This window comes from Candidatus Scalindua japonica, from assembly GCF_002443295.1.
GTDB classification, from domain to species: domain Bacteria; phylum Planctomycetota; class Brocadiia; order Brocadiales; family Scalinduaceae; genus Scalindua; species Scalindua japonica.
On sequence record NZ_BAOS01000005.1, the window covers coordinates 113,669 to 126,063 of the forward strand.

Annotated in this window: 8 protein-coding genes; all 8 read left to right on the forward strand. The window is 37.7% G+C overall.

Translation table 11 applies throughout. The features are described 5' to 3' along the window. The first annotated feature begins 16 nt into the window (after window positions 1–16). The 8 genes from SCALIN_RS04940 (at window position 17) to flgN (ending at window position 12,266) form a co-directional block, all read left to right on the forward strand. Complete coding sequence (locus SCALIN_RS04940) at window positions 17–3,286, forward strand: tetratricopeptide repeat protein (RefSeq protein WP_096893205.1); 3,270 nt, start codon at window positions 17–19, stop codon at window positions 3,284–3,286. 22 nt (window positions 3,287–3,308) lie between these two features. After that, entirely contained in the window at window positions 3,309–5,201 is a 1,893-nt protein-coding gene (locus SCALIN_RS04945) for a tetratricopeptide repeat-containing glycosyltransferase family 2 protein (RefSeq protein ID WP_096893207.1), read from the forward strand. Between the two features lie 891 nt (window positions 5,202–6,092). Next, complete coding sequence (locus SCALIN_RS04950; protein ID WP_096893209.1) at window positions 6,093–7,223, forward strand: flagellin N-terminal helical domain-containing protein; 1,131 nt, start codon at window positions 6,093–6,095, stop codon at window positions 7,221–7,223. 307 nt (window positions 7,224–7,530) lie between these two features. Then, window positions 7,531–7,770 (forward strand): hypothetical protein, encoded by a 240-nt coding sequence (locus tag SCALIN_RS04955; RefSeq protein WP_096893211.1) that lies wholly within the window; start codon window positions 7,531–7,533, stop codon window positions 7,768–7,770. Between the two features lie 19 nt (window positions 7,771–7,789). Continuing rightward, window positions 7,790–10,915 (forward strand): flagellar filament capping protein FliD, encoded by a 3,126-nt coding sequence (fliD, locus tag SCALIN_RS04960; RefSeq protein ID WP_096893212.1) that lies wholly within the window; start codon window positions 7,790–7,792, stop codon window positions 10,913–10,915. A gap of 246 nt (window positions 10,916–11,161) precedes the next feature. Then, entirely contained in the window at window positions 11,162–11,371 is a 210-nt protein-coding gene (locus tag SCALIN_RS04965; protein ID WP_096893215.1) for a hypothetical protein, read from the forward strand. Window positions 11,372–11,391: 20 nt separating this feature from the next. Next, window positions 11,392–11,817, forward strand: coding sequence for a flagellar export chaperone FliS (fliS, locus tag SCALIN_RS04970; RefSeq protein ID WP_096893217.1), 426 nt, complete (start codon window positions 11,392–11,394; stop codon window positions 11,815–11,817). Window positions 11,818–11,822: 5 nt separating this feature from the next. Next, a complete protein-coding gene (gene flgN, locus SCALIN_RS04975) occupies window positions 11,823–12,266 on the forward strand; it encodes a flagellar export chaperone FlgN (RefSeq protein WP_096893219.1) in 444 nt (147 codons plus the stop codon). The last annotated feature ends 129 nt before the right edge of the window (window positions 12,267–12,395 follow it).

Genomic DNA, 12,395 nt, shown 5'->3' on the forward strand with positions numbered 1-12,395 from the left:
CATTCAATAACATATAATGAAAACTAACATTCATAAATCTACATTTCAAATTACAGAATTGGCAAGCATGCTTCAACAAGCGAATAAGCTTCACCAGGCAGGAAAACTCGTAGAAGCCTCTTTCATTTACAATAAAATACTTAAGAAACAGCATGATAACATAGATGCAATATCTCTCCTGGGCACACTAAAAATACAGACAGGGAACCATGATGAGGCCTGCGTATTACTTGAAAAAGCACTTGTTCTGAGTCCGGATGATGCAATTACATACAACAATCTTGGTTCCGCGCTTCATGCGTCCGGGCGATATGAAGATGCCTTGGTAAACTACAAACAGGCAACTGTACTTAAACCGGATTATGCCGAAGCATATTGCAATCTTGGTTCCTCATTTTTTGAGTCATGTAAATTCGACAAGGCAGTTGAAGCTTTTAATAAAGCAATTACAATCAAGCCGGATTACGCAAAGGCCCATTACAATCTTGGTAACACTTTCAAGGAGCAGAAGAACTACGACGCGGCTATTAATAGTTACAGACAGGCAATAACAATTAAGCCGAATTATGCATTAGCACACAATAATCTAGGTACGATACTTCAGGAACAGGGCAAAATAGATGAAGCAGATAAATGCTATAATCGTGCTATATCTCTGGAACCAAATTATATCGACGCGCATCTCAGCAAAGCGATTATATCACTATTAAATGGAGACTTCAAAAGCGGATGGCAGGAATACGAATGGAGATTGCAAACAGATAATTACAAACCTGGAAACTTAAATCGTCCAATCTGGAACGGGAAACCTCTGAATGGTAAAACAATACTTGTTCACACGGAACAGGGATTTGGAGACACTATTCAATTTCTAAGATATCTTCCTATGGTCAAGGCACAAGGAGGACGTGTAATATTCGAATGTAAGCAGGAGCTCTTTCGCCTTCTTAAAAACTATACTGGATTTGATAAAATTATAGAAAAAAATCCTTCCGGTAAAATATCAGTAGAGTATGATGTTCATGCCCCCCTATTAAGCCTGCCTGGACTGTTTAAATCTACATTAGAAACAATACCATCAGGTGTTCCTTACATTACTGCAGATCCAACCCTGATCGATCAGTGGCATTTGCGTCTTGATGGTGACCGCAATTTCAAAATTGGTATAGTCTGGGCTGGTAATCCAAACCACAAAAAAGACCAGATCAGGTCTTGTTCGCTGTCTGATTTTGCTATGCTGACAGAGATTCCGGAGCTATCTATCTACAGCCTACAAAAGGGACACTCTTCTGCTGAAATTGATAAATATCCTGGTGGAGAAAAAATAATAAGACTGGATGATGAAATAAACGACTTTGCCGATACTGCAGCAATAATCTCCAATCTTGATCTTGTTATTTCTGTAGATACCGTTGTCACGCATCTGGCAGGTGCTATTGGCAAACCGGTCTGGACACTTCTGCCTTTTGTACCGGATTGGCGTTGGTTATTAAATCGCAACGATAGCCCATGGTATCCGAGTATGAGTCTTTTCCGGCAGGCCCGCCTAAATGACTGGTCAGGAGTATTCGAACAGGTAAAAAAGGCATTAATTAATAATACCAGGTTGCGCCAGTCTGCCGACAGGGAGGTTTTTATAGATAAAGGAAAAGATAATATACAAGAAACAGGAACCCGAAAAACAGGATCAGAAATTGGGTCGTCCATTTCACTCTGTATGATTGTAAAAAATGAAGAAGATAATCTTGAGAGATGTCTTGACAGTGTCCGAAATGTTGTAGATGAAATGGTAATCGTTGATACCGGTTCAACAGACAAGACTATTAAGATTGCAGAGAAATACGGAGCAAGAGTATTTAACCATCCCTGGGAAGGCAGCTTCAGTAAAGCAAGAAATTACTCTCTCAAGTATGCAACATGCGATTGGATCCTGATACTTGATGCCGATGAAGAGTTAAACAGGGAAGACACTCACAGACTCAAAGAAATAGCTGAAAACAGAGACTATCCAGCTGTTTCGTTTATTATAAAGAATAAATATAAAGACTCCAGCCAGGAAGGACATGCGCAAATGGTGCGCTTATACAGGAATTTCAGAGGAGTGCATTACAGAGGAATTGTCCATAATACCATACAATACAGTGGCAAATGTCTCTATTCGCCAATCACTATAATACACCATGGTTACAACTTATCAGAGGACAAGATGGAAAAGAAATTTAAACGTACATCCACACTCCTTAAAAAACAGATAGAAAGTAACCCTTACAATCCAGTCCCACATATGTATTTAGGAGTTGCATATATGGACAGGTGTATGTACAAAGAGGCCATTGCATATAGTAAAAAAACCATGTCTCTGGCAGAAGAAAAAGGATTTAATAGAAAGGATTTCCTGGTCTCATACTACATAGTGAGCGCCGCTTATTCTGAAATGAAAGAATTTAAAGATTCTGTGATATATGCTCTTATGTCTATTGATTTGGATAATCAGTTCCTGGACGGTTACTGTCTGTTAGCTTTTGCTTATTACAACCTGAAAAAGTACAACAATTTTATAGATGCTTCAGATAAATACTTGACTATCTGGAATAAAATAACAGGTCTATTTTCAGAAAAAAAACATATTGCTTTACATAGTCCTGAGGAACAGAGAAAGTCTGAGAATGAGCTCCGTAACAATGTCATCTACCATACAATTGGTCATAAGTGGAAAATACATCTTCTACGCGGATTTTACTACTTCTCCAGTGGCCAGGAAGAAAGAGGTAAGCCAGAGATTGAGAAGGCTGTCGATGAATCAACTGAAATGGAATATTGTTTTACACTTCTCGGAAGGTTTTATATTGAAAATAATAATATTGATAAAGCTGAAGATGCATTCAGAAAGTTATTATGCATCAATGAAAAATCAGTAAATGCATTATTTAATTTAGGCCATATCAAGTTCAAAAAGAATGCTCTGAATGAAACTCTCTTTTTCTGGAAAAAGGCAGTTGAAATAGAACCATCCCTATTCGACACCAGGCTGCTTATGTGTAAAGTAAACATTGTGCTTGGAAACTTCGAAGATATTGTCATTGAGTGTGATCAACTATTACAAATATTAAAAATGTCAAGAAAGGGAACTATTGAAAGTTTAAGCGATTTAGGAAACAAATTTTTTTCGATAGGCGATAATCTAAAAAAAAGAGATGAGATGGAAGCGGCTGAAACAGCATACAGAATTAGTAAAGAGTTAGACCGGATTTCCTGGAATGCTCCAATGCAATACGTAAACACGTAGATGAAAGCTGATAGGATGAAAAATGAATAAGATGAAAAAAAATCAGAAGCTTGACAATAATCCAACTCTTTCTCTTTGCATGATAGTAAAAAATGAAGAATATTTTCTTCCCATGTGTCTTGATAGTGTTAAAGACTATATTGATGAAATAGTTATTGTAGATACCGGTTCAACCGACAAAACTATTGAAATTGCCGAAAGCTATAATGCAAAGATATATCATCATCCATGGGAAAACAGTTTCAGTAAGGCAAGAAATTATTCCCTTAAGTACGCGACTTCTGACTGGATCCTGATACTAGATGCTGATGAAGAGATAGATAAAGAAGACGCGCACAGACTTAAAGAAGTTATCAAGGATCCTTTGGAGAGTGAAGCTTCGCAAAGAGTTGATCTGATATTTATTCCCGTATATAGTAAATTCAATAATGGGAAGAACCTATCCATTGCTAATTCAGAAAGACTATTTAGAAATCACCTTGGTATATGCTACGACGGAATAGTCCATAATACTCTTCGATACTCAGCCCCTACCAGAAAAGAAAATATCAGATTGCATCACCACGGTTATAATCAGGACAACGAACAGATGGAGAGAAAGTTCCTACGCACTTCGACGTTGTTAAAAGAGCAAATTAAAAATGATCCGGAAAACCCGGTACCTCACCACAATCTTGCTGTTTCATTTCTTGACAGGAATATGAACAGTGAGTGCATCAAAGAAGCGCTTGAAGCAATCAGGCTATTTGAACTGCAAAATAGTGATTCACAACTAAGGCTTCTTTCGTACTATTCGGCAGGCGTAGCATTTTATCGCATTAATGAACTCTCAAACGCAAAAAAATATGCTATAAAATCACTAAGCTTCTATTCCGAATATGTAGATGCCTACTGCCTGCTTTCCTCCATATATTTTCTTCAAAAAGAATATGACAAATGTATAGAGACTACTAAAAAGTATCTGGATTTATTGCCGTCTATCGAATCTGACCCAAATAGTGTTCTCTCTATACCTTACAATACACTACAACACGCTGGACTGGCCTACTCACGGATGGCAATAATTTTTCTTGAGCAAGGTCATGAGCCTGATGGTCTGCTTGCGTTCAAAAATGCTGTAAACAGCTCTCATAAGAAATGGGAGCCATATATAAATGTATCCAGGCACTTTGCAGAACACGGAAATTCAAAACTTGCAGAAAAATTTCTGACAAAGGGAATCAAGTTAGATCCATGCAACAGACATATGCTCTATTATGCATCTGAATTTTATGAAAACTCAGGTGCATCAGACAAAGCATTAAACTGTCTCAAGGCGATAATATATTGCCTTCCTGATGAAACTCAGGCAATATATAAAATGGGTCTCCTCCTTATGAAAAAAAACCAGTATGATGAAGCAATTAAATCATTTAAGGCTGTTACAGATAAAGAACCGGAACATTTTAATGCTCTATTTAACATGGCTATAGCATATGAGGGAATTGGAAACACAAATAAATCTAAAGAAATATACAATGTTTTAACAAAGAAGGATCCGAATAATCCTGAAGTACGGTTGAGACAGGGCTCTCTTTTTTTAAATGAAAATGATTACACCAGAGCAAAAGAGTATTTTAGTAAATTATTAAACACTGAAAAATACCTGATAGAAGCTCATTTGGGGCTAAGCAAGATTGCATTATCTATGAATGACCCGGAAAGCTGTATAAAGAGTTGCGATGAGTTGTTGAAACATCTCAACCTGCCCAGAGATATTACAATAAATAATATCAGCGAATTAAGTGAACTTTACATACAAATTGGAATTGTATTATTAAGAGAGCATAAGGAACATCAGGTAAAATTTTCATTTAAAATTGCGGAGTTGTTAAAACCCGGTATTATTGATAATCTAGAAATAAAACGGTATTAAATAATCATCCCTGAATAAGTCTTTTTTCAGGATAATATCATATAAATAAGATGTATTAAATATTTTGTAAAACCAGCTATGTTCTTTGTATATAGAAAAACAGACTAAAAAGAAGTGCCTCTCAGGAGCTTCCTCAAGTTGTATCCCCATCCGGATAAGATAACGTTAATACCGTCTCCATCTATTCCATGAAGATAGTCACACCCTGATCATCCATCCGTTTTTGCTTGTCCTACCACTACTTCATTTCAGATCGCCGTTTTATTCACTCCCTCACAGATACTTGCAATTTCTTAGTCCCCTTCTGCCTTCAATATGTACTGATGCCTCACCGGTATAGTCATAACCATGATATCCACGGTCAACTTAAATATCATTCACTTTAAAACATGATATCCTTTTCGGATGAGTGATAGGTATCTTTAATATATGTCCATCATAAGGATTGCTATGAATTGGCAATTGCTTATTTAAAGCCCATAAGATATTAACCGATAATATAGTTAATACTATTTAGCTTTCATATTAATCATACTTTTTAAAATCATGAACAGACTAACCACATACGTAAGTACTTGAAACGTTGAAGATTACTACCATTTATCAGAAATAGAAAAAATTTATTTTTTTTTCGGAAATTTACTAAAGTCCTTTTGTTTATTTCCGATGATAATATCAGTAATAAATTATTAAAATAGCCAAAAATTTTTTAATGACGAAAGAGGAGGTGATGAATTAGAAGGTGGCTTAAAGTAGTATTTGATTAATTTTTTATGTTTTTACTTTGTTTTGCTGTATATGGCAGGGAAGTCAGATCAGCAGAAAATTTTGTAAATATTTGCTGCAGAATGTTTAACAACACTCTACACAAAAATCAAGGAGGATTAAAAAATGGGTTTAAGAATACAAAATAATATATCAGCTTTTAACTCACACAGAAATCTTAAAATTGCAGATGCCGGATTATCAAAATCGCTTGAGAAACTCTCTTCAGGTTTCAGGATTAATAAGGCATCTGATGACGCAGCAGGTCTTGCTGTATCTATGCGATTCAGATCACAGATTAAGAGTTTGCAGCAGGCAAGTAGAAATGCTACAGAAGCGAATTCAATGTTGCAGATTGCAGAAGGTGCTGCGGACCAGATAACGAATATCCTGCAGAGGATGAAGGAACTTGCTACACAAGCTGCATCTACTAACACAGGTGCTACTGACCGAAATAACATCAGCGCTGAAGTTAACAACCTTGAATCAGAAATAAGCCGAATTGCCAATTCTACAAAATATTCCGGTACATCTTTAATTGACGGTAATTTTGGATCCCTTGGTGTCAGTTCTGCAGGTAGTTTGGTCTCACAATTCGGTATAACAGCCGTTGATGTTTCTGGTGCTGCTACCGCTACAGAATATGGTATAACAGTGAGTACTGCCGGAAACAACAGTATGACAATTACAGATGGCACTACTACAGAGACGGTTTCTATCACTACAGCGTCTACAGGTCTTGATACACAGACACTGGATTTTTCAAATCTGGGCATCAAGGTTGATGTTAATGCAGTATTCTCTAACGATACGTTGAACACAATGGATGCCGCTGCCAGCACCATGGTAACCAGCGCTACTACTACTTCATCTTTCCAGGTTGGTTATGAGAACAACAGTAATAACAGTATCAGTTTCTCTTTGGCAGATCTGACCACAGCTGGATTAACTGCAGGTGTTGATGTAAGTTCTTTGTCTGGTGCACAAACCGCATTGACAACGATAGATACTGCTATGGATACTCTGGCTGACGCTCGCGCGACAATTGGTAAAACACAAAACCAGTTTGGTTATGCAACAGCTAACCTATCCAGTACGATTGAGAATTTGAGCGCTGCCGAATCCGTTATTCGTGATGCGGATATGGCCCTTGAAACAGTAGCGTTCACGAAGAACCAGATTCTGATGCAAGCAGGTACTTCAATGCTTGCCCAGTCTAACCAGTCACCTCAAGTAGTTTTAAGTCTGCTCGGATAAACATAAGCAGGCAATATTCATCAAAACTAATGTATTATGAGGGAGAGTGGTTATTACCACTCTCCCTTTATCAATTACCGATAGCAGAATTCATATTACAAAGTAATGAGATGTGAGTCCTGCATTGAAGAGCGGAAAATTCCGGTCATAGTGCTAAAAAATTACCCAACATAATTGAAGAAATATAAACCATTAATATCATAAGTTGTTATTGCAATAGGCGACTATAACAAAAAACTGATTGCAGTCTTATATGGAATACAAATTGCGTTTTACTTTACATTGATTCTAGAAAGGACATAAAACAATGGAAAATAATCTTGATAAAAGAAACTTTCTTAACTGGTACTGCTGGTATGCTACCCAGGAAGAGATAGAAAAAGCAAAACAGAACAACAGTGGGACTATAAACAGGCTAATGAATGAGTATTCGTATGAAATTGAAAAGATTAAAACAGTAAAACGTTTTCATAGTAGCCTGAAATTACCTAAAGGAATATTGCCGGAGGTTATTCCTCTTGGTTATAATTCAAATTTTGCAATCTAAAATCAATTAAGGAGGCGAAATGCCAGGTACGAGTGCAATAGGAGGTCTGGTTTCTGGTCTTGATACTGCAACCCTCATAGAACAGCTTATTGGTGTCAGTAGAAAACGTGTAGATATTGTTGTTAATAATCAAACGTTACAAAGCGATAAGTTGACAGCGTTTAAATCGCTCAATACTCAGCTTTCAACCTTCCAGGCAAAGGCAAAGGCTCTTACAGAAGACGACATTTTTGATGTTTTTAAGACCTCAACGTCTACAAACTCAACAAACTTTTCATCCGATGAACTCGTTTCAATTTCAACAACATCAGACGCGAGTCCAGGCACACATACAATATCATTTACGTCCAGCTCACAGTTGGCACAGGCAAGACAGATGTCATCAATGAGTTTTACCAGCTCATCAACAGCACTGGGCCTTACCGGTGAGTTTGTCATTAACGGCAATGCTATAAGTATATCCACAACAGACTCTCTTTCTGACGTTATATCATCAATAAATACAGCAAATTCAGGCACTAATGCTACCGGTGTAACTGCGACATTAATATCTGTTTCAGATACTGATAACCGCATGGTCCTTACCAGCGATAATACAGGGGAAGACAAGTTTTCCATACTTGATGCGTCTTCTGATGCCGAAGATATACTGGAAGCGATGGGCCTTGCCTCAAGCACACAGTCTATCAAGAACGCTACAAGTGATGGAGCAAAGTCAGATGCATTCTCCAGCAGCAGTACCGCAGTTCAATCACTGCTTGGTTTGACAACTGCTCAAAACGGTACAGTAACTATTGGAGGAGAAAGTGTTGTTATAGACCTTTCCTCTCAATCTTTATCTACGATAGCAACTAATATTAACACCGCACTTACAGGGGCATCAAAAGGGACTGCCACAGTTGCCAGCACTACTACTGACGGAGTTACAACTTACCAGATTGATATTAACGGCACTACAAGTTATACGGACACCAACAATATACTTGAAACATTAGGCATCATAAAAAGGGGTCAGAGTTCAGTCGCCGAAGAACATACCGGGTCCACAGCTAACACGAAAACCAGTGGTGCTGGCGGAGGAGTAGTCGCCAGTGCAACAACATTTTCAGAAATTAATACCGGTAGCGACGCAAATAATGTTGCCAACAACGACACAGTTACATTGACAGGTACAAACCATGACGGGAATGCTGTGACCGGAACATATACAATAACGGACAAGACCACTGATACAATAGATGGTCTACTGACACAGATAGAAAATACTTTCGGCCTTGGAGCAGGCAGCGCGACAATTGATGCTTCAGGAAAGGTTATTATAACTGATGACACTACTGGTGACAGCCAGTTGAGTATTGAAATAATTACGAATAATGAAGGCGGTGGTACCCTTGATTTTGGTACTGTTTCCGTAACTACTGAAGGTTATGATATGGAAGTAACAGCAGGCCAGGACGCAAAGATAACAATTGACGGAATTGCTGTCTCACGGAGCAGTAATTCTATTGATGATGTCATTAGCGGTGTTACCCTTGATTTAAACCGAGTTGAGTCGGGAAGTACGGTAAATCTGACGATCTCCAGAGATACTGACAGTATAAAATCAAGTGTAAATGACTTTGCTACCGCATACAATGATATAATTGAATTCATAAATCAGGAATTCGCATTTAACGAAGATTCGGAAAGCGCCGGTATCCTGTCTGGTGAAAGTACTTTGAGGACAATTAAAAGTATTATTCAATCAACCATATCAGCTTCAGTACCATTACTTCCTACTGATTCCAATGCTCTCTCATTAATAGGGATAACATCGGACAAATATGGAAAGTTGTCAGTAAAAGACAGCACATTCTTAAAGAAAATTAATTCTGATTTTTATGCTGTCAAAAGGATGTTTGTCGCGGAAGGAACTACTACCAATACTGAAATTTCTTATATAAGCCACACAAAAGATACAGTTGCAGGCAACTATGCCGTGAGCATTAATACGGTTGCATCTCAGGCGTCCGAAACAGGATCTATTGTTCTTACCAATGGAATCGGGGCCGGTCTTACTGATACTCTGACAATTACAGATACTGCTACCAACAGGGTTGCGACAATAAGTCTTGATGGGAACGCGTCTGAGAATGGCAGCACTATTGATAATATCGTAAACGCAATAAATTCAGAACTTGATACAGAGCGGACACAAACACTTGTAGGCAGCATTGCAAATACAAAGACCACAGGCGCAGGAGGTGGAATAATAACTGCCAGTACAAAGTTTAATGAGATTAATACCGGAGGAGATGCGAATGACCTGTCTGATAATGATGTTATTTCATTTACCGGTACCAACAGGTCCGGGCTTAGTATAAGTAATTCGTATACAATCAGTGACGTCTCAACAGGTACCGTACAGGACTTTCTTTCCACGATAGAAAAAGCTTATGAAAATAGTGTATCAGCGACAATTAATGCTTCCGGAAATATTGTGTTAACTGACATTACCGACGGTGACAGCCAAGTCTCGATTTCAATAACTGAGCCCGGTAGCCTGAATTTTGGTTCTGTAAAGACCTCCAACGAAGGCGGTGTTACCGGTAGGTACGGAATGGAGATTACAGCATCCAACGATGGCAGTGATCATCTTGTCCTTACACATGATACTTATGGGAGTGGATTTGGTTTTACCACTGTTGAGATAAATGACCTCCTGGGAACTGAGGGTACTTACAGCGGAACAGACGTTGCCGGTACAATAAATGGTGAAGCTGCTACAGGTACAGGCCAAATCCTGGTAGGCGATGCCCCATCGGATACTGAATCTTCCACGAGTATTGAAGACCTTACATTAAAAGTGACTTCCACCACTACTGGTACAAAGGGTAATGTAAAGCTTACAATGGGAGTAGGTGAATTGATGCATAGTGATGTTGATTCAATTATTGATCAATTTGATGGGTTACTCACCATAAGAATGGATGGTCTGCAAGATACAATAGATGACATGCAGAATTCCATCCTGGGGATGGAAGAGCGACTGGCAATGGAAACATTGCGACTCAATGAACAATTTGTTGCACTGGAATTAAATCTTTCAAAACTTCAATCAGTAAGCTCTTTCATGGCACAACAACTTGGTATGCTTGGCAAGTAGTTTCCGGTTAAATATCTGCAAACCATCCAGTACACCAGAGACTGAGGGCCCTGGCAAAACCCCAACCATCTTCTATAGCTTCCAGATAACCGCGGAGAAAAGAGAAAATGTGTACAGAAATACATCACTGAGAATAAGCAAAATCAGTGATACCGGAACCAACATAATATAACATTATAAATAACATAGACTTAGGAACACTTAGACTGATGGCAGTTTGGTACAATAATTGCGTATGATAAAATCATGCAAAACAATGAACAAAGTGGTGTAATAACAGACAAAGAGATAGAAAAGAAGAATTTTCTAAGTTGGTACTGTATGTATGCGACCAACGATGATATTGACAAAGCAAACACGATTAATAAGCCCGCTATGGACAGGCTGATTAATGAATACTCCTATGAAATCGAAAGAGTGAGTATTTCAAGAAACTTACGAGAGGAACTTTTTTAAATTTATAACGAGGTATTTATATGGAAACAGCACAGAACAAATCATACAGGAAATTACAGGTAGAAACGGCTAGCCCGATAGACCTGGTTATAATGTTGTATGACAGGGCAATTGTTTTGTTTGATAAAGCCAGAAAAGAGATCCTAGATAAACAATATGAAGCAAAAGGCCATACTCTGAATAAAGCTACAAGTATCATTTTTGAACTGCTATCAACATTAGATAAGGAAAAAGGTGGCGAGATAGCTACTTCATTATCAGGTTTATATAACTTCGTATTACGTGAAATAACTGATGCTAATACAAACCTGAACACAAAAGCATTAGACAACGCAAAGAAAGTCATGTCTGAATTAAGGGAATCCTGGAATAACATAAAAGACAATAAAGAGTTAGATGTTAATACCCGTGAGCATTTCAGCAGCAGTATTGACATCTCTGGATAAAGACTATGGAATACCCTGAGAAGGATAATATAAAAGATACACTTTCTTATTTACATGCTAAGAAAAAGTATTACGAAAAAATTCTTGAGCTATCAGAAATCCAGGAGGAAGTTGTACTTTCTAAAAACATAAAAAAACTCAGCTTGATAACCATGGAGAAGGAAAATTATATTAAAGAAATTAAATCTTTAGATAGAAATAATACAAAAATAGTGAAAGAGTTAAGTACAAATAACAAAAGCCTCATATTAGATAAACGAATAAATTCTTTGGTAAATCGTTTACACACTTTAGTTATTAAAGTACGAGATTACGACCTGAATAGCATTGCTCATATAAAATCTTCACTAGAAATTACGAAAACTAAACTTAACAAAAGAAGAACAGCACAACAATCTATGAGATATCAGCCAATCCAACCCTCCAGGTATGTAGATATAATAAAATGAAAATGTATGTAACTCTGGAAAACATCCTTTCTGGCCATCGAAAAATCAGGCAACAGTCTAGGCTATCGTTAAACCTTTTTCACACTCTGTACACATTTGACTATTCTAATTGTCTACTGCCACGGTTGA

Bases quoted from the DNA above. Each gene is read 5' to 3' on its own strand.
- SCALIN_RS04955 (WP_096893211.1), top strand. From the start codon at position 7,531: ATGGAAAATAATCTTGATAAAAGAAACTTTCTTAACTGGTACTGCTGG.
- SCALIN_RS04940 (WP_096893205.1), top strand. From the start codon at position 17: ATGAAAACTAACATTCATAAATCTACATTTCAAATTACAGAATTGGCA.
- flgN (WP_096893219.1), top strand. From the start codon at position 11,823: ATGGAATACCCTGAGAAGGATAATATAAAAGATACACTTTCTTATTTA.
- fliS (WP_096893217.1), top strand. From the start codon at position 11,392: ATGGAAACAGCACAGAACAAATCATACAGGAAATTACAGGTAGAAACG.
- fliD (WP_096893212.1), top strand. From the start codon at position 7,790: ATGCCAGGTACGAGTGCAATAGGAGGTCTGGTTTCTGGTCTTGATACT.
- SCALIN_RS04950 (WP_096893209.1), top strand. From the start codon at position 6,093: ATGGGTTTAAGAATACAAAATAATATATCAGCTTTTAACTCACACAGA.
- SCALIN_RS04945 (WP_096893207.1), top strand. From the start codon at position 3,309: ATGAATAAGATGAAAAAAAATCAGAAGCTTGACAATAATCCAACTCTT.
- SCALIN_RS04965 (WP_096893215.1), top strand. From the start codon at position 11,162: ATGCAAAACAATGAACAAAGTGGTGTAATAACAGACAAAGAGATAGAA.